Origin of the sequence: Pantoea eucrina, assembly GCF_001691555.1 — a bacterium.
GTDB classification, from domain to species: domain Bacteria; phylum Pseudomonadota; class Gammaproteobacteria; order Enterobacterales; family Enterobacteriaceae; genus Pantoea; species Pantoea borealis.
Genome location: NZ_MAYN01000008.1, coordinates 390,514 through 416,363 on the forward strand (window position 1 = coordinate 390,514; position 25,850 = coordinate 416,363).

Annotated in this window: 21 protein-coding genes; 17 read left to right on the forward strand and 4 right to left on the reverse strand. The window is 57.5% G+C overall.

Features of this window, described 5'->3' with window-relative positions; genetic code table 11:
• The first annotated feature begins 69 nt into the window (after positions 1–69).
• The 5 genes from purL (at position 70) to glnB (ending at position 8,378) form a co-directional block, all read left to right on the forward strand.
• Positions 70–3,960 carry a phosphoribosylformylglycinamidine synthase gene (gene purL, locus BBA90_RS07985; RefSeq protein ID WP_065648664.1) on the forward strand — a complete coding sequence of 1,297 codons (3,891 nt, stop codon included), beginning with the start codon at positions 70–72 and terminating at the stop codon, positions 3,958–3,960.
• Positions 3,961–4,528: 568 nt separating this feature from the next.
• On the forward strand, positions 4,529–5,959 hold the full coding sequence (locus tag BBA90_RS07995; RefSeq protein WP_065648666.1) for a sensor histidine kinase: 1,431 nt from the start codon (positions 4,529–4,531) through the stop codon (positions 5,957–5,959).
• On the forward strand, positions 5,956–6,630 hold the full coding sequence (qseG, locus tag BBA90_RS08000) for a two-component system QseEF-associated lipoprotein QseG (RefSeq protein ID WP_065648667.1): 675 nt from the start codon (positions 5,956–5,958) through the stop codon (positions 6,628–6,630). The genes BBA90_RS07995 and qseG overlap by 4 nt, the downstream gene beginning before the upstream one ends.
• Positions 6,627–7,958, forward strand: coding sequence for a two-component system response regulator GlrR (gene glrR, locus BBA90_RS08005; protein WP_065648668.1), 1,332 nt, complete (start codon positions 6,627–6,629; stop codon positions 7,956–7,958). The genes qseG and glrR overlap by 4 nt, the downstream gene beginning before the upstream one ends.
• Before the next feature lie 81 nt (positions 7,959–8,039).
• Positions 8,040–8,378, forward strand: a complete 339-nt coding sequence (gene glnB, locus BBA90_RS08010; protein ID WP_007886217.1) for a nitrogen regulatory protein P-II — start codon at positions 8,040–8,042, stop codon at positions 8,376–8,378.
• A gap of 58 nt (positions 8,379–8,436) precedes the next feature.
• On the opposite strand, the gene hmpA is transcribed toward glnB, so the two are convergent.
• Positions 8,437–9,621 (reverse strand): NO-inducible flavohemoprotein, encoded by a 1,185-nt coding sequence (gene hmpA / locus BBA90_RS08015; RefSeq protein WP_065648669.1) that lies wholly within the window; start codon positions 9,619–9,621, stop codon positions 8,437–8,439.
• A gap of 323 nt (positions 9,622–9,944) precedes the next feature.
• On the opposite strand from hmpA, the gene glyA reads away from it, so the two are divergent.
• Both glyA and BBA90_RS08025 read left to right on the forward strand, forming a co-directional pair.
• Positions 9,945–11,198 carry a serine hydroxymethyltransferase gene (gene glyA / locus BBA90_RS08020; protein WP_065648670.1) on the forward strand — a complete coding sequence of 418 codons (1,254 nt, stop codon included), beginning with the start codon at positions 9,945–9,947 and terminating at the stop codon, positions 11,196–11,198.
• A 166-nt stretch (positions 11,199–11,364) separates the two neighbouring features.
• Positions 11,365–12,513, forward strand: coding sequence for a 3-phenylpropionate MFS transporter (locus BBA90_RS08025; RefSeq protein ID WP_065648671.1), 1,149 nt, complete (start codon positions 11,365–11,367; stop codon positions 12,511–12,513).
• On the opposite strand, the gene csiE is transcribed toward BBA90_RS08025, so the two are convergent.
• The gene (csiE, locus tag BBA90_RS08030; RefSeq protein ID WP_065648672.1) at positions 12,495–13,763 is read right to left on the reverse strand and encodes a stationary phase inducible protein CsiE; all 1,269 of its coding nucleotides are present in this window, start codon (positions 13,761–13,763) and stop codon (positions 12,495–12,497) included. The two genes, BBA90_RS08025 and csiE, sit on opposite strands and share 19 nt — an antisense overlap.
• Positions 13,764–13,921: 158 nt before the next feature.
• Between csiE and BBA90_RS08035 the strand changes: the two genes are divergently transcribed.
• The 3 genes from BBA90_RS08035 (at position 13,922) to BBA90_RS08045 (ending at position 16,717) form a co-directional block, all read left to right on the forward strand.
• Positions 13,922–14,548 (forward strand): DUF1007 family protein, encoded by a 627-nt coding sequence (locus BBA90_RS08035; protein ID WP_065648673.1) that lies wholly within the window; start codon positions 13,922–13,924, stop codon positions 14,546–14,548.
• Positions 14,539–15,513 carry a nickel/cobalt transporter gene (locus tag BBA90_RS08040; protein WP_065648674.1) on the forward strand — a complete coding sequence of 325 codons (975 nt, stop codon included), beginning with the start codon at positions 14,539–14,541 and terminating at the stop codon, positions 15,511–15,513. The genes BBA90_RS08035 and BBA90_RS08040 overlap by 10 nt, the downstream gene beginning before the upstream one ends.
• A 190-nt stretch (positions 15,514–15,703) precedes the next feature.
• Positions 15,704–16,717, forward strand: a complete 1,014-nt coding sequence (locus BBA90_RS08045; protein WP_065648675.1) for a TIGR04086 family membrane protein — start codon at positions 15,704–15,706, stop codon at positions 16,715–16,717.
• 45 nt (positions 16,718–16,762) lie between these two features.
• Here the strand turns inward: BBA90_RS08045 and suhB are convergent, their stop codons facing one another.
• The gene (gene suhB / locus BBA90_RS08050; RefSeq protein ID WP_065648676.1) at positions 16,763–17,566 is read right to left on the reverse strand and encodes an inositol-1-monophosphatase; all 804 of its coding nucleotides are present in this window, start codon (positions 17,564–17,566) and stop codon (positions 16,763–16,765) included.
• Between the two features lie 121 nt (positions 17,567–17,687).
• On the opposite strand from suhB, the gene trmJ reads away from it, so the two are divergent.
• From trmJ to sseB, 5 genes are all read left to right on the forward strand, one after another.
• On the forward strand, positions 17,688–18,431 hold the full coding sequence (trmJ, locus tag BBA90_RS08055; protein WP_039385614.1) for a tRNA (cytosine(32)/uridine(32)-2'-O)-methyltransferase TrmJ: 744 nt from the start codon (positions 17,688–17,690) through the stop codon (positions 18,429–18,431).
• A gap of 140 nt (positions 18,432–18,571) precedes the next feature.
• Positions 18,572–19,069, forward strand: coding sequence for a Fe-S cluster assembly transcriptional regulator IscR (gene iscR / locus BBA90_RS08060; RefSeq protein WP_065648677.1), 498 nt, complete (start codon positions 18,572–18,574; stop codon positions 19,067–19,069).
• A 179-nt stretch (positions 19,070–19,248) separates the two neighbouring features.
• Positions 19,249–20,421 carry an IscS subfamily cysteine desulfurase gene (locus tag BBA90_RS08065; RefSeq protein WP_065648678.1) on the forward strand — a complete coding sequence of 391 codons (1,173 nt, stop codon included), beginning with the start codon at positions 19,249–19,251 and terminating at the stop codon, positions 20,419–20,421.
• Between the two features lie 61 nt (positions 20,422–20,482).
• Positions 20,483–21,769: an aminopeptidase PepB gene (pepB, locus tag BBA90_RS08070; RefSeq protein WP_065648679.1), complete on the forward strand. Its 1,287-nt coding sequence runs from the start codon at positions 20,483–20,485 to the stop codon at positions 21,767–21,769.
• Between the two features lie 51 nt (positions 21,770–21,820).
• A complete protein-coding gene (gene sseB / locus BBA90_RS08075) occupies positions 21,821–22,588 on the forward strand; it encodes an enhanced serine sensitivity protein SseB (RefSeq protein WP_065648680.1) in 768 nt (255 codons plus the stop codon).
• A gap of 243 nt (positions 22,589–22,831) precedes the next feature.
• On the opposite strand, the gene sseA is transcribed toward sseB, so the two are convergent.
• On the reverse strand, positions 22,832–23,674 hold the full coding sequence (gene sseA, locus BBA90_RS08080) for a 3-mercaptopyruvate sulfurtransferase (protein WP_065650430.1): 843 nt from the start codon (positions 23,672–23,674) through the stop codon (positions 22,832–22,834).
• Between the two features lie 327 nt (positions 23,675–24,001).
• Between sseA and ndk the strand changes: the two genes are divergently transcribed.
• The gene (gene ndk / locus BBA90_RS08085) at positions 24,002–24,433 is read left to right on the forward strand and encodes a nucleoside-diphosphate kinase (protein WP_039379630.1); all 432 of its coding nucleotides are present in this window, start codon (positions 24,002–24,004) and stop codon (positions 24,431–24,433) included.
• Positions 24,434–24,620: 187 nt separating this feature from the next.
• Positions 24,621–25,790 (forward strand): bifunctional tRNA (adenosine(37)-C2)-methyltransferase TrmG/ribosomal RNA large subunit methyltransferase RlmN, encoded by a 1,170-nt coding sequence (locus BBA90_RS08090; protein ID WP_065648681.1) that lies wholly within the window; start codon positions 24,621–24,623, stop codon positions 25,788–25,790.
• The last annotated feature ends 60 nt before the right edge of the window (positions 25,791–25,850 follow it).

Sequence of the window (25,850 nt, forward strand, 5' to 3'; positions counted from 1 at the left end):
AATACCGCCCGTTTTCCCTGTTGCGCCCAATGAAGCGTCGCCCGGCGCTTCGAAGACGAGAGATCTTTAATGATGGAAATTCTGCGTGGTTCGCCCGCTCTGTCAGCATTTCGTGTAAACAAACTGCTGACCCGCTTTCAGAACGCTCATCTGCCGGTGAGTGATATTTACGCCGAGTATGTCCATTTTGCTGATGTTGCTGCACCGCTCAGCGCGGATGAACACGCCCGCCTGCAGCGCCTGCTGAAATATGGCCCTTCTCTCGCTGAACATGCGCCTCAAGGGCGTCTGCTGCTGATTACGCCGCGTCCTGGCACTATCTCTCCCTGGTCATCGAAAGCCACGGACATTGCTCACAACTGCGATTTGCCGCAGGTTAAACGCCTGGAGCGCGGCCTGGCGTTCTATGTTCAGGCGCCGCAGCTGACAGAAACGCAGTGGCAGCAGCTGGCTGGCCTGCTGCACGATCGCATGATGGAGTGCGTATTCAGCGACCTGCAGGCAGCAGAGCAGCTGTTTGCTCATCACACGCCGCAGCCGCTGCAGAGCGTTGATGTACTGGGAACCGGACGTCAGGCGCTGGAGCAGGCGAATACCACGCTGGGGCTGGCGCTGGCAGATGATGAAATAGACTATCTGCTGGATGCTTTTACCCGTCTGGGTCGCAACCCTAATGACATTGAGCTCTATATGTTTGCGCAGGCGAACTCAGAGCACTGCCGTCACAAAATTTTCAACGCTGACTGGATCATTGATGGCGAAAAACAGCCCAAATCGCTGTTTAAAATGATCAAGAATACGTTTGAGCAGCATCCCGATCACGTGCTGTCAGCCTATAAAGACAACGCTGCCGTGATGGAAGGATCAGACGTTGGTCGCTTCTACGCTGATGCACAGCAGGGCGAATACGCTTTCCATCAGGAAGCCGCGCATATTCTGATGAAAGTAGAAACGCATAACCATCCCACCGCTATTTCTCCCTGGCCGGGTGCAGCGACCGGCTCGGGCGGTGAAATTCGCGATGAAGGCGCAACCGGGCGTGGCGCTAAACCGAAAGCGGGTCTGACCGGCTTTTCCGTTTCCGATCTGCGCATTCCGGGCTTTGAGCAGCCGTGGGAAGAGGATTTCGGCAAGCCGGATCGTATTGTTACCGCACTGGATATCATGACTGAAGGTCCGCTGGGTGGCGCAGCGTTTAACAACGAATTTGGCCGTCCGGCGCTGAACGGTTACTTCCGTACCTATGAAGAGCAGGTTAACAGTCATAACGGCGTTGAACTGCGCGGCTACCATAAGCCAATCATGCTGGCAGGCGGTATCGGTAATATTCGTGCAGACCACGTGCAGAAAGGCGAGATTGTCGTGGGGGCCAAACTGATCGTCCTGGGCGGGCCGGCGATGAACATCGGCCTCGGCGGCGGTGCAGCGTCATCCATGGCCTCCGGTCAGTCAGATGCCGACCTCGATTTTGCGTCAGTGCAGCGCGACAACCCGGAAATGGAGCGCCGCTGTCAGGAAGTGATCGACCGCTGCTGGCAGCTGGGCGAAGCCAACCCGATTCTGTTTATCCACGACGTCGGCGCGGGCGGTCTCTCTAACGCCATGCCTGAGCTGGTCAGCGATGGCGGACGCGGCGGTAACTTCAATCTGCGCGACATTCTCAGCGATGAACCTGGCATGAGCCCGCTGGAAGTGTGGTGTAACGAGTCGCAGGAGCGCTATGTGTTGGCCGTGGCGCCAGAGAAACTGGCGCTGTTTGATGAGCTGTGCCAGCGCGAGCGCGCCCCGTATGCGGTGATTGGTGAAGCTACCGAAGAGCAGCACCTGTCGCTGAGCGACAGCCATTTTGACAACAAGCCTATCGACATGCCGCTGGATGTTCTGCTGGGCAAAACGCCTAAAATGACGCGTGATGTCACGCGGCAGCAGGCAAAAGGCGATGCGCTGCAGCGTAGCGGCATCACAATTGCTGATGCGGTTAACCGCGTGCTGCATCTGCCTGCGGTGGCTGAGAAAACGTTTCTTATCACCATCGGCGACCGGTCGGTGACCGGTATGGTGGCGCGCGATCAGATGGTCGGACCCTGGCAGATCCCGGTTGCGAACTGCGCCGTGACCACGGCCAGCCTCGACAGCTATCACGGCGAAGCCTTTGCCTTAGGTGAGCGCGCGCCGGTCGCACTGCTGGATTTTGCGGCCTCCGGGCGTCTGGCAGTAGGCGAAGCCCTGACTAACCTGGCTGCTACTGCAATTGGTTCGCTGAAGCGCGTGAAGCTGTCCGCGAACTGGATGGCAGCAGCGGGACACCCGGGTGAGGATGCCGGCCTGTATGAAGCGGTTAAAGCCGTTGGTGAAGAGCTCTGCCCGGCGCTGGGGATCACTATTCCGGTTGGCAAAGACTCCATGTCGATGAAAACCCGCTGGCAGCAGGGCAATGAGGAGCGTGAAATGACCTCGCCGCTCTCGCTGGTGATCACCGCTTTTGCGCGCGTGGAAGATGTCCGGCGTACCGTAACGCCGCAGCTGCAGGCAGATCAGGATAACCTGCTGCTGCTGGCAGACCTCGGCAACGGAGCCAATACGCTGGGTGCAACCGCGCTGTCGCAGGTCTATCGTCAGCTGGGCGATAAGCCGGCTGACGTGCGCGATGCCGCACAGCTGGCGGGCTTCTTTAATGCTATCCAGACGCTGGTTAGCGAACAGAAGCTGCTGGCCTACCACGACCGTTCCGACGGCGGCCTGCTGGTGACGCTGGCAGAGATGGCCTTTACCGGCCACTGCGGTATTGAGGCGGATATCGCCGCGCTGGGCAGCGATGCGCTGGCGGCGCTGTTCACCGAAGAGCTGGGCGCGGTGCTGCAGATTAACGCAGCCGATCTGGCGGCGGTAGAGCAGGTATTTGCTGACCACGGTTTGCGCAGCGCGCTGCACGTGATTGGTAAGGCGCTGCCGGGCGACCGTTTTGTGATCCGCGCCGGCGAGCATCCGGTCTACAGCGAAAGCCGCACAACGCTGCGTACCTGGTGGGCCGAAACCACCTGGCAGATGCAGCGCCTGCGTGATAACCCGGCCTGTGCCGATCAGGAGCATGAAGCGAAGCAAAACGACAGCGATCCGGGTCTGAACGTTCAGCTGACCTTCCGTCCGGAAGAGGATGTGGCTGCACCGATGATCGCCACAGGCGTGCGTCCGCGCATCGCCGTACTGCGCGAGCAGGGCGTTAACTCGCACGTTGAGATGGCAGCGGCGTTCCATCGCGCCGGCTTTACCGCCGTGGATGTGCACATGAGCGATCTGCTGGCGGGCCGTCGCGGTCTGGAAGAGTTCCATGCGCTGGTGGCGTGCGGCGGCTTCTCTTACGGTGACGTACTGGGTGCCGGCGAAGGCTGGGCAAAATCGATTCTGTTTAACGGGCGCGTGCGTGATGAGTTTGAAAACTTCTTCCATCGTCCGCAGACGCTGGCGCTGGGGGTTTGCAACGGCTGTCAGATGATGTCAAACCTGCGCGAAGTGATCCCCGGCAGCGAGCTGTGGCCGCGTTTTGTGCGCAATCAGTCTGAGCGTTTTGAGGCGCGTTTCAGCCTGGTGGAAGTGGCGGCCAGCCCGTCGCTGCTGCTTGAAGGGATGGCGGGTTCACGCATGCCGATCGCGGTATCGCACGGTGAAGGCTTTGTTGAAGTGCGTGATGGCGCCCATCTGGCCGCGCTGGAAGCAAAAGGCCTGGTCGCACTGCGCTTCACGGATAACTTCGGTAACGTGACCGAAAACTATCCGGCTAACCCGAACGGCTCGCCAAATGGCATCACGGCGGTGACGAACGAAAGCGGTCGCGTCACGATCATGATGCCGCATCCGGAGCGCGTCTTCCGCACCGTCAGCAACTCCTGGCATCCGGCGGAGTGGGGTGAAGACAGCCCGTGGATGCGCATTTTCCGCAATGCGCGTAAACAGCTGGGCTGATCTGCATTTCGCAGCAGGCAGATGAAAGAAACCACAAAGCCGCCGCAGGGCGGCTTTTTTGCAGGATTCAGGGCACGTGTCGCGATATACCGACAAATGAGCGACTGTACTGTCGCTATCAGGAGACACTTAACGCCCTGATTTTTATGATTAAGAAAAAACCTGACGAAATGCGTCGCTAAGCAGAGACACTTCTGCGCCGTCAGCAGGCTGCTTTCGCGATCCGGACGCCATTTTCCCTGGTGTATCTCTGATAAATAAAGAGATTTAAAAAGTGGCACGATAGTTGCTATAATTAACGCGTGGCTCATTCGCCTGTCTGTGATTGCCCCGTACTTTACGGCAGAGCTCACAGAACCCTGAATGACGCACCAAACGGAGCCTGCCGTCCACCTGACCGATAATCGCCTGCATTGCAGCGTTATCAAGCATCGGACGTAACGTTGAGTTAGGCTCCACCTCTTCTGAGCGGCAGACCTTCGGGTCTGCCGTTTGCATTTCCGGCTTTCTAAGCGCGCCAGAGTTAGCTAGCATGCCTGCAGCACCCTATTTGCGAGAGCGCGGCAGTATGAGATGGCGTCTGTTTCCCCGATCCCTGCGACAACTGGTCCTGATGGCATTTTTACTGGTGCTGCTGCCGCTGCTGGTGCTGGCGTGGCAGGCGTGGGAGAGCCTGTCAGCGCTCAGTAATCAGGCCGCCGATACGAACCGCAATACCTTTACCGACGTGCGGCGCAGCGAGGCGATGGCCCGCACCGCGCTGGAGCTTGAACGCAGCTATCGTCAATACTGCGTACTGGGTGATGCTGCGCTGATAAAGCTCTATACCACGCAGTGGACCCGCTACGGGCAGATGCTGAACAGCCATGCGGCCAGTCTGCCGGAACTGCCCACCTTTACCCTGTTGCGCGGCACGCTGCCGCAGCTCGCCACAGCCGCCTGCGAAAATGGCACGCCTTCGGCGTCCGGAGCCGCTGCGCTGGATCGCTTTTCGGACGCTAACGCGCGTATGGTACAGGCGACGCGCGAGGTGGTGTTTTCCCGCGGGCTGCAACTGCAGCGTGATATCGCCGAGCGTGGCCAGTTCTTTGGCTGGCAGGCGCTGATCCTGTTTCTGATTACATTGATGCTGGTCCTGCTGTTTACCGGCATGATTATCGGACCGGTAAAGCGTGTGGAGCAGATGATCAACCGGCTGGGAGAAGGGCAGTCGCTGGAAAACAACGTCAGCTTTCGCGGACCGCGTGAGTTGCGCTCGCTGGGGCAGCGTATTGCGTGGCTTAGCGAGCGGCTGAGCTGGCTGGAGGCGCAGCGACATGAGTTTTTACGTCATCTTTCGCATGAGCTCAAAACGCCGCTCGCCAGCCTGCGTGAAGGGACCGAGCTGCTGGCCGATGGCATTGCCGGGCCGCTTAATGCAGAGCAGCAGGAAATCGTCGCTATTCTGGACAGCAGCAGCCGCCATCTGCAGCGTCTGATTGAACAGCTGCTGGATTACAACCGCAAGCTGAACGAGATGCCGCTCAGCCCGGAACCGGTCGCGCTGGATGCGATCGTGACTGCTGTGACCCGCATACATTCCCTGCCAGCCAGCGCCCGGCAAATAAAAACGCACGTTGATCTGCAGGCCACCTCCTGTCTGGCAGAAGCGACACTGCTGCAGCGCGTTATTGACAACCTCTACTCGAACGCCGTGAACTATGGGCGTGAATCCGGTAACATCTGGCTGCACAGCCAGCAAAAAGGCGATCGGGTGTGGATTGACGTAGCGAACAGCGGTATCCCGATCCCGCCAGAGGAGCAGGCGATGATCTTTGAACCCTTCTATCAGGGCAGCCGGCAGCGGCAGGGGCCCGTAAAAGGCAGCGGTCTGGGCCTGAGCATTGCGAAAGATTGCCTGCGTCGCATGCAGGGCGATCTGCAGCTGGTCAGCCACAAAGAGGCAGATGTCTGCTTTCGCATTATTTTACCCGCCAGCGCCAGGAAGCCTGAACCATGAAACGCCTTATCAGACACGCACTTCTGAGCGTACTTATTTTGAGTGGCGTGAGCGCCTGCCAGCCGCATGCGGTGCCTGTGCCACAGCGTGAGCGGGTGAGCGTTGCTGAGCCCGCTACCCGGCTGCCTGACTACCTGACGACCGCCTGTCAATACGTATGGCCTGCGGAAACCTCAGCGGCGGTAAATAATCCGCTTTACTGGCAGCGTGCGATTGATTGCAGTGAACGTTTTACGGCCACGGAGGCCCGCGCGGAGGCGCGCCGCTGGCCGGTGCAGAACTGGGCGCGTGCCTTTAAGCAGGGCATCCTGCTGGCGAACGGTAACGTAACGCCGGTTGAGCGCCGGCAGTATATCGCCACGCTCGACAGCTACAGCGCAGACTTTCCCGCAACGGTACGTCCGCTGATCCAGCTGTGGCGCAGTAACCAGGCTGCACAGCTGGAGCTGAGCGCGGCGCGCAGCCGCTACAGCGCGCTGCAGCAGAGTCACGATAGCGAACTGGATGCCCTGCGTCATCAGCAGACCCGGCTGCATCAGGCGCTGAACGACACCCAGCGCAAACTGGAGCGGCTGACCGACATTGAACGCCAGCTCTCAGCGCGTAAAGCGCCGGACAGCAACGATAGCCCGCACAGTGAGGGCGAAACGCAGAGTGAGGAGCAGCCATGAGTTCACGCGCCCGTTTACTGCTGGTGGATGATGACCCCGGCCTGCTGAGGCTGCTCGGTATGCGTCTCACCAGCGAAGGTTTTCAGGTCGCTACCGCCGCCAGCGGAGCTGAAGCGTTGCGTCAGCTGCAGAAAGAGCCGGCTGATGTGGTCATCAGCGATCTGCGGATGGATGAGATGGACGGGCTGGCGCTGTTTGGCGAAATTCAGCGACGTCATGCCGGGCTGCCGGTAATTATCCTGACCGCGCACGGTTCCATACCCGATGCGGTGTCTGCCACGCAGCAGGGCGTATTCAGTTTTCTTACCAAGCCGGTAGATCGCGACGCGCTGTATAAAGCGATTGATGAGGCGCTGGCGTTGCGTGCCCCGGTCAGTGACGACCGCTGGCGTGAAGCGATTGTCACCCGGAATCCGCTGATGCAGCGGCTGCTGGAGCAGGCGCATATGGTGGCACAGTCGGATGTCTCCGTGCTGATTAATGGTCAGAGCGGCACCGGGAAAGAGGTGCTGGCACAGGCTATCCATGCTGCCAGTCCGCGCGCCGCAAAACCGTTTATCGCCATTAACTGCGGCGCACTGCCGGAGCAGCTGCTGGAGTCAGAGCTGTTTGGTCATGCGCGGGGTGCGTTTACCGGCGCGGTCAGCGCGCGCGAAGGATTATTCCAGGCAGCAGAAGGCGGCACGCTGTTTCTGGATGAGATTGGCGATATGCCGCCGGCGCTGCAGATTAAACTGCTGCGCGTGCTGCAGGAGCGTAAGGTGCGTCCGCTGGGCAGTAACCGGGATGTGGAGATCAATGTCCGTATTCTTTCTGCTACCCACCGCGACTTGCCTAAAGCGATGGAAAAAAAGAGTTTTCGGGAAGATCTCTATTACCGGCTTAATGTCGTGAATCTGAAGATCCCGGCGCTGCACGAGCGTGCTGAAGATATTCCGCTGCTGGCTAATCACTTACTGCGTCAGGCAGCCGAGCGCCATAAACCCTTTGTACGCAGCTTCTCCGCGGGTGCGATGAAGCGACTGGTCAGCGCCAGCTGGCCGGGTAATGTCCGTCAGCTGGTTAACGTGACTGAGCAGTGCGTCGCGCTGACCGTTGCACCCGTCATTGGCGAGGCGCTGGTGGAGCAGGCGCTGGCGGGTGAGAACACCGCGCTGCCCACCTTTGCTGAGGCGCGCAATCAGTTTGAACTTAATTATCTGCGCAAGCTGCTGCAGATGACCAAAGGCAATGTTACGCATGCCGCGCGTCTTGCTGGACGCAACCGTACCGAGTTCTATAAGCTACTCTCTCGTCATGAGCTGGATGCCAGCGACTTTAAAGCGTAGTTTGCCGCGTCACCGGCGCCGTTAGCGATATATACTTTCTGTTATCCGTCCGTCATGGAGGGAGCAAAAAAGGGATCTGCGATGAAAAAGATCGATGCAATTATTAAACCATTTAAACTTGATGACGTGCGTGAAGCGCTGGCGGAAGTCGGCATCACCGGGATGACGGTGAGCGAAGTCAAAGGCTTCGGACGTCAGAAAGGCCACACTGAACTCTATCGTGGCGCAGAATATATGGTCGATTTTCTGCCTAAGGTAAAAATCGAGATGGTCGTGGGCGATGATATCGTTGATACCTGCGTAGAAACCATCATGAAAACGGCGCAGACCGGCAAAATCGGCGACGGTAAAATTTTCGTGTTTGACGTGGCCCGCGTGGTGCGCATTCGTACCGGCGAAGAGGATGAAGAGGCGATCTGATCGTCTGCTCTGCATTACAGTAAAAGCCTGCCAGCCGCAGGCTTTTTTATTGTTGCGGTTACAGCACCTTATGCGGGCCGAAAACCTCATAGTGGATACGGTCCGTGGTGACGCCTGCGTCCAGCAGCTGGCGAGCAACAAACTGCATAAACGGCAGCGGGCCGCAGAGCCAGAACTCACGGTCCGGCTGGCTCAGTTCCGCTGAGACGCAGGCCAGATCCATCACGCCCCCGGCATCATACTGACCGGCATCGTCGCTGGCAGGCTGGCGATACCAGACATGGCTGCAAAAATGCGGCAGGGTGGCTCCCAGCGTTGCGACCTCCTGCGCAAAGGCGTGCTGCGCGCCATTTTCCGCCGCGTGCAGCCAGGTTACGGCTGCCGGATGCTGCTGCTGCGCCAGCACGGCGAGCATCGCTAACATCGGCGTCTGGCCCACGCCCGCTGAGATCAGCGTGACGGGCGTCGCTGGTTCTGTCTGCAGCACGACATCACCCGCCGGCGCGCTGCACTGCACAATATCTCCTACCCGGGCGCAGTCGTGCAGCCAGCCGGACACGGTGCCGTGCGCTTCACGTTTGACCGCAATTCGATAGCCTTTGCCGTCAGGCGCGTGCGTCAGCGAGTACTGACGATGCTGCATAAATCCATTTTCTGTCAGACGCAGGCTGAGCGTCAGGTATTGTCCCGGCAGGAAACCGGCTACCGGCTGTCCGTCATTGGGCACCAGCTCCAGACTGGTGATCACGCTGCTCTCCGGCGTAATACGGCGGATACGGAAATCACGCAGGCCACGCCAGCCACCGGTTTTCTGTTCTGATGCCTGGTAAATGGCTTCTTCGCGCTGAATAAAAACCTGTGCCAGCAGCGCATACGCTTTGCCCCATGCCGCAAGCACCTCATCCCCGGGGTTCAGCTGCTCCTTAATGGTATCCAGCAGCGTCGCACCGACCAGATCATACTGTTCAGGCCGGATATTCAGGCTGGCGTGCTTCTGCGCAATTTTTTCTACCGCCGGCAGCAGTGCAGGTAAATCTTCCAGGTGGGTGGCGTAAGCGCAAATCGCATTAAACAGGGCTTCACGCTGATCGCCGCTGCGCTGGTTATTCATGTTAAATACGTTTTTCAGTTCAGGGTGATCGTTCAGCAACTTGTGGTAAAAACAGCCGGTAAGAGCAGGCCCCATCTTTGCAATAGCGGGTACAGAAGAGTGAATAGTCGCGATAGTCTGAGCGTCAAGCATGATGTGTTCCTCAGCGGATAACTTAAAAGATGTATTTTAAATGCATCTTATGCTGCGCGCGTCCGGCTGTAAACCGGATGCAACGGGTTTTATCGCAAAGCGGATCCATATTCCGTACGATTCAGGCTTATCTTTCGGACCCTCACGCCATTTTTCTGCGCATCGCTGAAGCGTAAAAAAGCCGTTCCAGCGGCCTGCCAATCGTTTGCGTAAAAAGAGCGCCCTGGCGCTATCGTCCCCTGGCAAAACCGTTTACACTGTTGGCCTTCGCCCCTAAGCGGGGGCTTAAATTGCCGTTAAAGTTGCTGAGTCAGGAGATGCGGATGTTAAAGCGTGATATGAACATTGCCGATTATGATGCCGATTTGTGGCAGGCTATGGAGCAGGAGAAAGTGCGTCAGGAAGAGCATATTGAACTGATCGCTTCAGAAAACTACACCAGCCCGCGCGTTATGCAGGCGCAAGGTTCACAGCTCACCAATAAATACGCGGAAGGGTATCCGGGCAAGCGCTACTACGGCGGCTGTGAATATGTTGATATCGTTGAGCAGCTGGCTATCGACCGTGCAAAAGCGCTGTTTGGTGCAGATTTTGCCAACGTTCAGCCTCACTCTGGTTCTCAGGCAAACTTTGCTGTTTACACTGCGCTGCTGCAGCCGGGCGACACCATCCTCGGGATGAATCTGGCGCACGGTGGTCACCTGACCCACGGTTCACCGGTCAACCTCTCTGGTAAACTTTACAACGTTATTCCCTATGGCATCGATGAAACCGGCAAAATCAACTATGACGAACTGGCCGAACTGGCACAGACGCATAAGCCAAAAATGATCATCGGCGGTTTCTCTGCTTACTCCGGCGTCTGCGACTGGGCAAAAATGCGTGAAATCGCTGACAGCATCGGTGCCTGGCTGTTTGTGGATATGGCTCACGTAGCAGGCCTGGTGGCGGCTGATGTGTATCCTAACCCGGTTCCGCATGCGCATGTCGTTACCACGACTACGCACAAAACGCTGGCGGGTCCGCGTGGCGGCCTGATCCTGGCGAAAGGTGAAGATGAGGATCTGTTCAAGAAGCTCAACTCTGCTGTTTTCCCTGGCGGACAGGGCGGCCCATTGATGCATGTCATCGCTGGCAAAGCTGTGGCATTCAAAGAGGCGATGGAGCCGGAGTTCAAAACCTATCAGCAGCAGGTCGCTAAAAACGCTAAAGCGATGGTGGAAGTCCTGCTGGAGCGCGGTTACAACATCGTTTCCGGCGGTACGTATAACCATCTGTTCCTGATCGATCTGGTGAGCAAAGGCCTGACCGGTAAAGAAGCAGATGCCGCGCTGGGACGTGCAAATATCACCGTGAACAAAAACAGCGTGCCAAACGATCCGAAAAGCCCGTTTGTGACCTCTGGCGTGCGCATCGGTACACCAGCGGTAACCCGTCGCGGCTTCAAAGAGGCGGATGTGCGTGAGCTGGCTGGCTGGATCGCTGACGTGCTGGATGATGTGAATGACGAAGCCACCATCGAACGCACCAAACAGAAAGTGCTCGATATCTGTGCCCGTCTGCCCGTTTATGCCTGACAGGTTTTAACGGATGAAAAAAGGATGGCTCCGGCCATCCTTTTTTATTTGTGTGCTTTCCACCGCTTAGCGCACAATTGATCCGCTCTGCGGGTTTATTTTTGGCCGGTGCTTTGCCACAGTAGCGCCCAAATCGCAGTCAGTGGCGCGCGCCACAGGAGAGAGCATGACCATCGCATCAGCCAGGTGGCTGGGACTGAGCTATTTCACCTACTTTTTTTGCTACGGCATCTATTTACCTTTCTGGAGTGTCTGGCTGCAGGGCAGCGGCCTGGATGCGGAAAAAATCGGCCTGCTGCTCGGTTGCGGCATGGTGGCTCGTTTTGCCGGCAGTCTGCTTATCGCCTCTCAGGTTAAAAATCCGGCGCAGCTGATTGTCGCGCTGCGGCTGCTGGCGCTTCTGACCGCACTGTTCGCCCTCGGCTTCTGGTTCGGCGGTCAGTGGCTCTGGCTGCTGCTGGTCATGGTGGGATTCAATCTGTTTTTCTCCCCGCTGGTGCCGCTGAGCGATGCGCTGGCGGCCACCTGGACGCGCCAGATTGGGCTGGCCTACGGCCCGGTGCGGCTATGGGGATCGCTGGCGTTTGTCATCAGCTCGGCGCTTACCGGCATGCTGGTAAGCGCTTACTCTTATCAGGCGATTTTGCTGCTGCTGAGCCTGGGCGTGATGGCCATGCTGAGCGGTATGCTGCTGCCACCGCAGACGCGTCCGCAGGGTGATGCGCGACAGGGTGCCAGCGGAGGCTGGGCAGCGTGGCGCGATCTGCTGCGGGAAAACAGCGTCTGGCGTTTTATGATCTGCGTTACGCTGCTGCAGGGCGCACATGCCGCCTATTACAGCTTCAGTGCCATCTGGTGGCAGCAGGCGGGCTACTCTGCCTCTGTGGTGGGGTATCTGTGGTCGCTTGGCGTGGTGGCGGAGATCGTGGTGTTTGCACTCAGCAGCCGGTTATTCAGACGCTGGAGCGCGCGCGATCTGCTGCTGCTTTCCGGCGTCTGCGCACTGATCCGCTGGACGCTGCTCGGGGCCACGACCGCGCTGCCGCTACTGGTTGTTGCTCAGATCTTGCACTGCGGCAGTTTTACCGTCTGTCATCTGGCGGCGATGCGCTTTATCGCTGCACGCAAAGGCACAGAGGTGATCCGCCTGCAGTCGCTCTACTCGGCGCTGGCAATGGGCGGCGGCATCGCCGTGATGACCATGATCTGCGGCGTCCTGTTTGCACATCTGCAGGGGCATTTGTTCTGGGTGATGGCACTGGTTGCGCTGCCGGCGCTGTTCCTGCGCCCTGCAGCTCAGAACTCCAGCAACTGAAGAATGCGCTGCTGCTGATGATCGCTCAGCGGCAGCTCTGCGTGGATCAGCGGCGGCGAAAAGAGCGGCAGTGAAATGGCATAGGGGGTGACCACCAGCGCCACATCGCGCGGTGCACCCTCACGCTGAAAGTGCAGCATATCCTGATAGGTAATATTGATCGGCAGCAGCGTCATGTCGCGCAACTGCTGCTCCAGCAGCTGCTCCAGCGCAGCGTCCACGCCGGTCAGCAGCAGAACCTGCTTCTCCTGCAACGCACTCTCCTGCATCATCCAGGCACCAAACAGCACGGCGACCAGGCTTGTCTCCTCGGCGCTGAACTGCGTGCCAAAGTCGCTGCTGAAATGGTACAGCGCGCGCTCGGTGGTGCGCATCAGTCGCGGATAGAGCCGCGCCACATCCAGCGCAACGCTGTTATCTATGCCAATCGAGAAATGGCTGCGGTCCAGCGCCTGCGCCAGGTGGGTATAGAGCTGTATCTTTAACTCATGCTGGTTGCGGATGCGCGTTTTTGCCAGCTGTTCAAAGCGCGCAATCAGCGCCTCTGTGGCGCTCATCAACCGGCGCGCCTGCGGCGCACTCAGCTGCGTGGCATCAGGGGCGTGGATCAGGCTGAACAGCAGCGTCCAGAAGTCGGTTTCGCTGGCATCAGGCATCAGGTGGCAGCGTTTCTGCCAGTGGTGGATAACATCATCTGCTGCGATACGCTCCGCTTTCTCTGACAGCCAGCTGCGCTGGCGCTCATTGAACAACGCCGCCTGACGCTGACAAAGGGCATATTTCATAAAAATAAGCAGAAAAAGCCGATCGCGTGGAGAGAAGTTGCGCATCAGCCGCAGGCTGCAGTGCTGGATCAGCGCCTGCAGGTTGATCTCATCCCACAGCGCTTTTTCAATCTTCAGCACTTTAAGCCGCTGGCGCAGTGCAGGAACAAAATGGTCGCAGACAAACGCCTGCGACAGACGCAGCGCGCGTCGCAGCCAGTGGATCAGGCAGAGTCTTCTGTCCAGTTCCGTACCGTGAATGCGAAAGCTGCCATCCACCATCTGATGTAGTTCCAGCTGATGAAAGCGCTGTATCTCATCACCCACATCCGCGATATCCTGACGGGCAACCGCAGGATCAACGCCGTTCAGCTGGCACAGTTTTTCGAGCGTCAGGGCGGGAGCGGGCAGAAATAACAGCAGTAACAGATGGCAACGTCGCTGGGAACGGCTGAAGAGTGGTGCTGTAGCAGGCGCAAAACTCATCACGTATTTTATCCGCAGCTCATTTTTCAGCTAAGAATAGCTAATATCGCGCTGAAATTACGCCATCAGTACAGACTTTTACTCAGAGCTTCAGGGCGGGTCACAGTTTTTTTCGGACCACGTAAACCTTTACCTTATAAATTGTTACTTTATAACATATGAAAATTGCGCTTTTACTGGTTACGCTGTTTTTCTCCGCTACAGGTGCCTGTCATCCGCACAGTTTTATTGCGATGAAAGCAGAGCTGACAGGCGAAAACGATCGGCTGACCGGCATAAAAATGGTCTGGACGATGGATGAAATAACCTCCGCTGACCTGCTGTATGACGCCGGAAATGCTGAACCGGGTGACGTGGTATGGAAAAAGCTGGCGGCTCAGGTCATGGCTAACGTGCTGGGCCAGCACTATTTTACCGAGCTGTGGCAAGCGAAAACGCGGGTGAAATTTCTCAATCTGCCAGAGGAGTATCATTTGTCGCGTCACGGACATAAGGCCGTACTGGAATTTATTATGCCGCTGGGCGAGCCGCAGCCGCTGGCCGGAAAGCGTTATCGTATGCTGACGTTTGACCCCAGCTACTTTGTTGATATGCAGTATGAGAATGCGCAGGATATTGCCATGGATGAGAATGTAAAGGCGCACTGCCAGCTGGCACTGACTACACCCCAGCCGGATGCTTCGCTGCAGCAGTACGCGCTCTCGCTGGATAAAGCTGACGCGCCGCCGGAAGAGATGGATCTGGGCCGACAGTTTGCTCAGACGGTGACGCTGATATGTCGCTGAATACCTCGCTTTCAGTCCGGCGTCGCTGGCCGCTGCCCGCCGCCGTAATGCTGCTGCTGGTCGCGATGCTGCTCTGGCACGCCTGGCCGCAGATCCTGCTGCAGAGTGTACTCTGGCAAAAAGTGCTTAATCAGGCAATGACACAGCTGCTGCAGCAGGTGGCGGCACAGCCACATCAGGCAGGGCTAACATTATTGCTGCTGAGCCTGGCGTATGGCGTGCTGCACGCGCTGGGGCCGGGACACGGTAAAGTGGTGATCGCCACTTTTTTAGCGACGCACCCGACGCAGTTACGCACCAGCATCCGGCTGACTCTGCTGGCTGCGCTGCTGCAGGGCGGTGTGGCGGTCGCCCTGGTCACGCTGATGCTGGTGGTACTGCAGACCTCATCGCGCCAGCTTCATCTCAGCAGCTACTGGCTGGAAAAAGGGAGTTATCTGCTGGTGATAGCGCTGGGTGGCTGGCTGGGCTGGCGCGCCGTGCAATCGCTGCGGTCAGCCCTGCGTCCGGCAGCAGGCGGGCAGATCCACGCGGTACATCCGCAGCATCAGCATGAGGCAGGTTGCGCGTGTGGCCATGCGCATGTGCCGGATGCGCGTCAGCTGGCACAGGCGGTGGACGTCAGGACGCAGCTGCTGCTGGTGCTCTCAATGGGGCTGCGCCCCTGTTCCGGAGCGCTGATGATGCTGTTATTCGCGAAAGTGATTAATGTCTATATGTGGGGCGTGGCCGCCGCGCTGGCGATGGCGCTGGGTACCGCACTGACGGTCTCGCTGCTGGGCATTGTGGTTCAGCGTTCACGCCTGCTGGCCGCCAGGGTGAGCCGGTCAGCGTCGGATCAAAAACGGACCGCCATCCTGATAGCGCTATTGATGTTACTGGGCGCCATCGCACTGATTCTGGCCGGACTGCTTTTGTGGCAGAGTGCACTACCCGCTGCCGGCGGCGGCCTGCGACCTTTTTAACGTGCTCCATAATAAACATCCGGACGCGTGTAATCGCCCGGATGTTTACGCTTCTTCTGTCTGATAAAAATATCCTGCTGCCCGGCTCTGGTGTAATTAGCATTCTCTGTCTACGCTAAATGACATCAGCTGAGAATTTACTTTTTTAAAATAAACTTTTATCAGTCGTCGTTTTTGCGAGGAAAATACCATGCCTGAAATCCGGACTCATAATGGCATCACGGATACCGTGACCGATACACATACGGGCCTGCCGTTAAAGCGCATTTCCTGGAGTGCAATATTTGCAGGGGTTATTGCTGCGCTTATTGTTCATATATTACTGGGAGTATTAGGAACGGCAATTGGTGCCACGACCATTGATCCGCAGCAGGAGCAGAATCCTCTGGAGCATCTTGGCACGGGCGCACTGATCTGGACCGGTGCCAGCATGCTGATTGCAATGGCGGTAGGTAGCTATATCGCCGGCCGTCTGGCACAGCGTGAAGGTGCACTGCATGGTTTACTGATGTTTGGTGTCAGCACGCTTATTACTCTGTGGCTGGCCTTTTCACTGGCGAGCGGTATTATTGGCGGCGCCTTTAATATTCTGGGTTCAGGTGTAAACGCACTGGGTAATGGTATTTCTTCTGTTGCGCCTTCGCTAACCAATATGGCGAAAGAGAAACTGCAGGAAAATAATATTAACCTCGATGATCTGCAGAATGAGCTGGAAACCACGCTGCGCCAAACCGGCAAGCAGGAATTACAGCCAGAAAATCTGCAGCAGGATGCAAATAGCGAAGCAAATAACGCTGAAAATCAGGCAAAAAATACGGCACAAAATCCGCAGAATGCGGATGCCGATCTGAGCAACTGGTTTAAAGGTGTGCTGAGCCGTCATTCTGATACGCTGCAGGCTGCTGACCGCGATGCGCTGAAAAACATCATCAAAGCGCGTACCGGTAAGAGCGATCAGGAAGCAGAGCAGATTGTTAACCAGGCAGAGCAGAGCTATCAGCAGGCAATGCAGAAGTATCAGCAGCTGAAGCAGGAAGCGGAGCAAAAAGCGCGTGAAGCTGCAGAACAGGCTGCCGCTGCTACAGCGAAAGCAAGCTGGTTTACCTTCATCATGCTGATTATCGAAGCCGTACTGGCCGCGATTCTGGGTGGTGTGGGTCGTCGCACTCAGCCACGTCAGGTGTTAACGCACGAACGTCGTTAATCCGTACCTTCAAAAAAGGCGGCCCGCGGGCCGCCTTTTTTTTGCTTAGCGCTTCAGCGCTTCGCTCAGCTCTTCGCGCATGTTAGCCAGCATGGCTTTCACAACGCGCGGGTTACCGGCTACAAGATTACCTGAGTGCAGGTAACCGTGGTTGCCGGTGAAGTCGGTAACGAGACCGCCAGCCTCACGTACCAGCAATTCGCCCGCGGCAAAATCCCATGGCTTCAGGCCAATCTCAAAATAACCATCTACGCGGCCTGCTGCCACATAAGCCAGATCCAGCGCCGCTGAACCGCTGCGACGGAAGTCTGCGCACTGGGTAAACAGTTTGCCAACAATGTTGATATACGGCGTAGCGTGCTGCTTGACCTTGAACGGGAAGCCGGTCGCCAGGATAGTGCCATCCAGATCGCGGGCGTTGCTGCCGCGCAGACGATAGCCATTCAGCTGTGCACCCTGACCGCGTACGGCAGTGAAGAGTTCATTACGCATTGGATCGTAAACCACGGCCACTTCAGTACGGCCTTTAATGCGCACGGCAATAGAGACGGAGAAGTGTGGCAGACGTTTGATGAAGTTGGTGGTGCCATCCAGCGGATCGATTACCCATTGAATGTCCTGATCCTCACCCGCCAGCTCACCGCTCTCTTCGGTGATGATGGTATGTTGTGGGTAAGATTTACGAATCACTTCGATAATCAGGCGTTCTGCGTCGCGGTCAACATTCGTAACGAAGTCGTTGCTGCCTTTCTGGCTGGCTTCGACAGCGTCCGGGGTTTCGTAATTTTTGGCAATTAAATTTCCGGCCTTGCGCGCTGCGCGCACGGCGATGTTGAGCATCGGATGCATCGGTATCTCTCGCTGGATGTTAAAGAACGGGGAAAACGGCGCGGAGTATAACAGCGTGTTCAGCAAATGTCCTGCATTTATGTTAGGATGCGCGCCATCATTTTCTCACCCGCTCATAATTATGCTGCAAAATATCCGAATTGTACTGGTTGAAACGTCCCACACCGGCAACATGGGTTCTGTTGCCCGCGCCATGAAAACCATGGGGTTAAGCAACCTTTATCTGGTGAATCCGCTGGTTAAACCTGACTCGCAGGCGATTTCTCTGGCGGCGGGTGCCAGCGACGTGATTGGCAACGCCCGCATTGTTGATACGCTGGATGAGGCGATCGCCGGCTGCAGTCTGGTGGTCGGCACCAGCGCCCGTTCACGATCGCTGCCGTGGCCAATGCTGAATTCACGCGAGTGCGGCATCAAGAGCGTGGAGGAGGGGCAGCAGGCACCGGTCGCGCTGGTGTTTGGTCGTGAGCGTGTCGGACTGACCAACGATGAGCTGCAGAAGTGTCACTATCACGTAGCCATTCAGGCCAACCCGGAGTACAGCTCGCTGAATCTGGCGATGGCGGTGCAGATCATCGCGTATGAAGTCCGTATGGCGTGGCTGGATGCGCAGGAAAAAGCGGCCCCGCAGCCGGAATATGAAGCCTCACCTTATCCGCTGGTGGACGATCTGGAACGCTTTTATCAGCATATCGAACAGATGATGCTGGAGAGCGGCTTTATCCGTACCGGCACACCGAGCCAGGTGATGAGCAAGCTGCGTCGCCTCTATACGCGTGCGCGTCCGGAACGCGATGAGCTGAATATTCTGCGCGGCATGCTCTCCTCCTTTGAAAAACCCAAAGGTGATAAGGGTAATAGTTGAGTAAAACGCCAGGTTAAATAGTTGAGTAAATTACTCGGTTAAATAGTTGACCAAAATACTCGGGAATGGCAGACTGCGCTGACTGACATTCCACCGATAACCCGCCTGCGTAAGGGCGGACGCCGACGAGGTTTTACGCTATGAGACTGACATCCAAAGGACGCTATGCCGTTACCGCTATGCTGGACGTGGCCCTGCATTCGCACGAGGGACCGGTACCGCTGGCGGATATTTCCGAGCGTCAGGGGATATCACTCTCCTATCTGGAACAGCTGTTTTCACGTCTGCGTAAGCATGGCCTGGTCGCCAGCGTGCGCGGCCCGGGTGGCGGTTATCTGCTGGGCAAAGAGGCCAGTGCGATCGCAGTAGGTGCAGTGATCACCGCGGTGGATGAGTCGGTGGATGCCACGAAATGTCAGGGCAAAGAGGGCTGTCAGGGTGGTGAACGCTGCCTGACTCACGTGCTGTGGCGCGATCTCAGCGAGCGCATCAGCGATTTCCTGAATAATATCTCGCTGGCTGAGCTGGTGAATAATCAGGAAATCCTGGATGTTGCTGACCGTCAGAACAGCGTGGATAACCGTCGTTTTCAGCAGCATCGCGTGCAGGAAACCATCAACGTTAATCTGCGTGCCTGATCGCAATCGCATTGCCTGACTGAAAACTGACTTTTTACAAAGCCCCGGGCGCTTAGCGATTAAGCCCCCGGGGCTTTGTGCTGTTAGCGCTTCTGCCACCGGCCGCATGACCGGTTTACTCTCCGCAGGCTGAATCATGCTATAAAGACCTGTGTTTTATTTTACGGAGTTACAGCGCCATGAAATTACCGATCTACCTGGATTACGCAGCGACTACGCCTGTGGATCCACGGGTCGCCAGCAGAATGATGCAGTGTCTGACGCTGGATGGCACCTTCGGTAACCCTGCATCCCGTTCCCATCGTTTTGGCTGGCAGGCCGAAGAGGCCGTGGATGTTGCCCGCAATCAGGTTGCGGCGCTGGTTAACGCCGACCCGCGTGAAATTGTCTTTACTTCCGGGGCAACCGAAGCGGACAACCTGGCCATTAAAGGGGCAGCACACGCCCGTCAGGCGCGCGGACGGCATATCATTACCAGCCAGACAGAACATAAAGCGGTACTCGATAGCTGCCAGCAGCTGGCCCGCGAAGGGTTTGACATTACCTGGCTGACGCCCGGCAGTGACGGCATTGTCACGCCGGCTATGCTGGCTGCCGCGCTGCGCGACGATACCGTGCTGGTGTCGCTGATGCACGTCAACAATGAGACGGGCGTCATTCAGGATATTGCGGCGCTGGGCGCGATCTGTCACGCACGTGACATTCTGTTCCACGTCGATGCCACGCAGAGTGTGGGCAAGCTGGCGCTTGACGTCAGTACGCTGCCGGTAGATCTGATGTCGTTTTCGGCGCATAAGCTCTACGGACCCAAAGGCATCGGTGCCCTCTGGGTGCGCCGTAATCCGCAGGTAAAAATTGATGCGCAGATGCACGGCGGCGGACATGAGCGCGGTATGCGTTCCGGCACGCTGCCGGTACATCAGATTGTTGGCATGGGTGAAGCCTATGCGCTGGCAGGCGAGGTGATGGCTGAGGAGATGGCGCGACTCGCTACGCTGCGTCAGCGACTCTGGCAGGGCATCAGCAGCCAGCTGAGCGGCGTACAGCTCAACGGTACACTGGCGCACAGCGCGCCAAACATTCTCAACATCAGCTTTGCGCAGGTTGAGGGTGAAACGCTGATTATGGCGCTGAAAGATCTGGCGCTTTCGTCCGGCTCTGCCTGCACCTCGGCGAGCCTGGAACCTTCGTACGTGCTGCTCGCCATGGGCGTTGAGCCGGAACTGGCCTACAGTTCGCTGCGCTTTTCGCTCGGACGCTTCACCACGCAGGAGGAGATTGACTACGCCATTGCGCTGGTCAATAAAGCTGTCAGCCGGATGCGGGCCGTTGCCCCGGCAGCGGCCCGCTGATCCATGCCACTCTGCGCCGGTCTGGCGCGGAAATGAGACCAAACGTAAACGGAGCGACGCGATGACAACACAACCGATGAATATTACGCTTAGCGCTCAGCCCGCTGATGCGCGCTGGGGCGAAAAAGCGCTGCTAAGCAGCACTGAGAGTGGTATGACGCTGCACCTCACGGGCACCGATGCTCTGCTGACGATTCAGCGTGCGGCGCGCAAGCTCGACAGCCAGGGGATCCGCCACGTCGCGTTGTGCGGTGACGACTGGGATCTGGAGAAGTGCTGGGCATTCTGGCAGGGCTATCGCAGCCCGAAAGGACAGCGTCAGGTTGAATGGCCGCCGCTCAGCGAGAACGATCGTGCTGAGTTCGATCGGCGCTTGCAGATTGTAGACTGGGTGCGCGATACCATTAACCTGCCCGCGGAAGACCTGAGTCCGGAGCAGCTGGCGCACAGCGCTATCGATCTGATCAGAGAAGCAGGCGGCGATGCCGTCAGCTATCGCATTACCAAAGGTGAAGATCTGCGTGAGCAGGGGTACAGCGGGATCCACACCGTAGGCCGCGGCTCATCGCGCGCGCCGGTGCTGCTGACGCTTGACTTTAACCCGACCGGTGACGCAGATGCGCCGGTTTACGCCTGTCTGGTCGGTAAAGGGATCACCTTTGATACCGGCGGCTACAGCCTGAAGCAGAGCGCCTTTATGGACTCCATGAAGTCCGATATGGGCGGTGCAGCGACCGTTACCGGCGCACTGGCGCTGGCGATTGCCCGCGGGCTGACGAAGCGCGTAAAACTCTATCTCTGCTGCGCCGATAACATGGTCAGCGGCAATGCGTTTCGTCTCGGCGACATTATCCGCTATCGCAATGGTAAAACCGTTGAAGTGATGAATACCGATGCCGAAGGGCGTCTGGTGCTGGCAGATGGCCTGATTGACGCCAGTGCGCAGCAGCCGGAACTGCTGATTGATGCTGCCACGCTGACCGGTGCCGCCAAAACGGCACTCGGCAACGACTATCACGCGCTGTTTACCTTCGATGACGTACTGGCTGAGTCGCTGCTGGGCAGCGCCACTGGCGAAAACGAGGCGTTCTGGCGTCTGCCGCTGGCGGAGTTCCATCGCAGCCATCTGCCGTCAAATTTTGCCGATCTCAACAACATCGCCAGCCCGGCTCACGCCGCCGGTGCCAGCAGCGCGGCAGCGTTCCTCTCATGGTTTGTTGAAAAATATCAGCAAGGCTGGCTGCATATCGACTGCTCCGCAACCTATCGCAAAAGCGCGGTGGATCAGTGGTCAGCGGGCGCAACCGGACTCGGCGTGCGCACGCTTGCCAACCTGTTACTGAAATAATCCCGCCCCGGGCAGGCTCTCTCCTGCCCGCTTTTTTGGAATGAAACACGCATGAGTAATCGTCTTGAAGAGGTGCTGAAGCTGGCCGCCACCGAGCCGGCGCATCGCCCGGAGTTTTTTCAGCTGCTGCTGGCTGCGGATGTCTGGGTGCCAGGTGAAAGCCCGGCTGAACAGTTTAATGCGACTTCGCCCGTCGAGTTACAGCACTGGGAGAAAGAGGGAGGCGGCAGCGTGATCCCGTTCTTCAGCTCTGAGGCGGCGATGCGCGAGGCGATAGCGGATGAGCAGCCGTGGCTGCGCCTGCCGGCGCGTACGCTGTTTGAGATGACGCTGGGTGAAACGCTGTTTCTGAACCCGAAATTACCGGCCGGTAAAGAGTTTACTCCCGGTGAGATCGCGCATCTGCTGGGTGAAGAGGGGAGTGCGCTGAGCCAGCAAACCGTGCTGGAGGGCGGTCACGCGCTGCTGTTATCTGAAGTGGCTGAACCGCCGGCACAGATGATCGACTCACTGACCCGGCTGTTTGCTAAATATAAGCAGGTACGCCGCGCCTATATTGCCAGCCTGCGGGAAAGCATGACGGAGGCGCCCAATCTGCTGATTGGTATTGAAGCTGACAGTGATATTGATGAGATAATTCAGGCAGCAGGCAGCGTGGCAACCGATACGCTGGCTGATGATGCGCCCATTGATATCTGTGAAGTGGATGCCGGACAGCAGGGCGTCAGCCACTTTTTTACCGCACATATCACCCCGTTCTATGAGCGGCGCTGGGGCAGCTTTTTGCGTGATTTCAAAGGCAGCCAGCGCATCATTTAACTATCGCATGCTGATGCATATGGCTCCCGTGCCGCACGTAACACGGGGCGCATTAATGCGTATGGCTCTGAAATCACACGTAACACGGGGCGCATTAATGCGCCCCCTACGGGGGATGGGTGCAAAATCTTCTGTAGGGGCGCCATTCATGGCGCCCTGGTTTCAGGCGGGTACGCAGTACGCATCAGGTGCGAAATCCCCCACAGGGGCGCCATTCATGGCACCCTGGCTTCAGGCAGGTGACTATTTTTCGATCGGTAAATCGTCGCGGCTGCCCCATTCACCCCAGGAGCCGTCATACAGCGTTGCATCACGCACGCCCAGCGCCGTCAGTGCCAGAATCAGGACTACCGCCGTTACGCCCGAGCCGCAGCTGGCAACAATGGGCCGGTCCAGCGCCACTCCTGCCTGAGCAAACTGCTGGCGCAGTTCAGCATCGGGTTTCAGCGCGCCGTTTTCCACCAGACTGTTCCACGGCAGATTACGGCTGTGCGGAATATGTCCGCGCAGCAGGCCGGGGCGCGGCTCATCTACCTCAGCGTTAAAGCGGTTTGCCGCGCGCGCGTCTACAATCTGCGCGCCTCCCTCATGGCTGAGCAGCAGCACATCGTTCAGTCGTTTCACCTGGCTGCTGTCCATGTGTGCCGTAAAGTCTCCTTCCGGCAGCGTTACCGGACCCTCTGCCGTAGCGAAACCTGCGGCTTTCCAGCCCTGCTGGCCGCCTGCCAGAATGGAAACCCGTTCGCAACCAAAAGTACGCAGCATCCACCAGGCGCGTGGGGCAGAGAAGAGGTTACCCTCGTCATACACAATCAGGTGCTTATCCTGCACCACGCCCAGTTCGCGCATTGCGACGGCAAAACTTTCAGGACGGGGCATCATATGCGGGTAAGGACTGGTGTGATCGGAAAGCGCTTCAATATTAAAGAAAGCTGCCTGCGGCAGGTGACTGGCCAGATACTCTGCGGTGATATCGCGCACTGCATCCTGACCCGGCGGAACCATACGCGCATCCAGCACCTGGACTTCTTCATCACCGCAGTGCTCATGCAGCCACTCAGCAGATACAAACAGGGGAGCCGTCATTGCCATCTTCTCTCTTATCGGGGAAAAAGCCAGTCTCCGGGAATGTGCAGGCTATCTCAAGCCCGTAATGGCGAAAGTGAGCACCTCAGGATGAAATTACGCCACATAGTCTGCTGCCTGTGTCGGGTCTGTGCCACACGCGGCTAAACCATGGCAGAACGCCAGACCGGCGCATTACTGTGCGGCCTGCACCAGCAAAAAGTAATTATTTTCAATAATTCCACCAATCACTCATAGGCAACACGCGTCGATCTCCCTATAATCGGCGCGTTTTTCTTACCGGGAGAGGGTTCCCGGTTTATTCAGGATGCTAATTCAGAGGTAATCATGGCAATCGAACGTACTTTCTCCATCATCAAACCAAACGCCGTTGCTAAGAACGTTATCGGTGCTATCTACAACCGTTTTGAGAGCGCGGGCTTCAAAATCGTTGGCGCAAAAATGCTGCACCTGACCAAAGAGCAGGCTGAAGGCTTCTATGCTGAGCACAAAGGCCGTCCATTCTTTGATGGTCTGGTTGAGTTCATGACCTCTGGCCCGGTAGTGGTTTCTGTTCTGGAAGGCGAAAATGCCGTTCAGCGTCACCGTGACCTGATGGGTGCGACCAACCCGGATAACGCACTGGCAGGCACCCTGCGTGCAGATTACGCAGACAGCTTCACCGAAAACGCGACCCACGGTTCTGACTCTGCAGAGTCTGCTGCCCGTGAAATCGCTTACTTCTTCGCTGAAAACGAAGTCTGCGCGCGCACCCGCTAAGTGCATTGCAGCTGAAGCGGACAGGGGAGTTTACACCTTTTACCTCGGCGTAAAACGGTTACCCTGGCATCGTGCTGCAGTTATAGTACAATAATGCGCCCCTGCTGAGCCTGGCTTAGCCGGGGCGCTGTTTTTTCTTCTTTCCTAACCAGAGCCGTAACGTGTAACAACGAGGCCAGAGATTATTATGTCCGAACAGATTGTGACGCCAGCTGCCGCGTCTCCCGCCGTGGTTTCTCCTAAAAACGAAAAAATTAATCTGCTTGATCTGAACCGCCAGCAGATGCGCGAATTTTTTATCGAAATGGGCGAGAAGCCGTTCCGTGCCGATCAGGTCATGAAGTGGATTTACCACTACTGCTGCGACGATTTCGAGCAGATGACGGATATCAACAAAGTGCTGCGCGGCAAGCTGATGCAGCGCGCAGAGATCCGCGCGCCGGAAGTAGCGGAAGAGATGCGCTCCAGCGACGGCACCATTAAATGGGCGATTCGCGTAGGCGATCAGCTGGTGGAGACGGTCTATATTCCGGAAGCGGAGCGCGCCACGCTATGCGTCTCCTCTCAGGTGGGCTGTGCGCTGGAGTGCAAATTCTGCTCCACGGCGCAGCAGGGTTTTAACCGCAACCTGCGCGTTTCCGAAATTATTGGTCAGGTGTGGCGCGCGGCCAAAATTATTGGCGCCGCGAAAGTGACCGGCCAGCGTCCCATTACCAACGTGGTAATGATGGGCATGGGTGAGCCGCTGCTCAACCTGAACAACGTCGTGCCGGCGATGGATATTATGCTGGATGATTTCGGCTTTGGCCTCTCCAAACGTCGCGTCACGCTCTCAACTTCAGGCGTTGTACCCGCGCTGGATAAGCTTGGCGATATGATCGACGTGGCGCTGGCGATCTCGCTGCACGCTCCAAACGATACGATCCGTGATGAGATCGTGCCGATCAACAAAAAGTACAACATTGAAACCTTCCTGGCCGCGGTGAAGCGCTATATCGGCAAATCGAATGCGAATCAGGGCCGCGTGACCATTGAGTATGTGATGCTGGATCATATCAATGACAGCACTGACAATGCGCATGAGCTGGCAGCGCTGCTGAAGGAGACACCCTGCAAGATCAACCTGATCCCATGGAACCCCTTCCCGGGCGCACCGTATGGCCGCAGCTCCAACAGCCGTATCGATCGCTTCTCCAAAGTGCTGATGGATTATGGCTTTACCACCATTGTGCGTAAAACCCGTGGTGATGACATTGATGCTGCCTGCGGTCAGCTGGCGGGCGATGTGATCGACCGTACCAAGCGTACGCTGCGTAAAAAGATGGCAGGTGACGCTATCTCTGTGAAGGCGATCTGAAACTGCACGTCCGCAGATTCGCTGCGGGCGTAATGCATGGCACTCTCCCGGTTTATTCGC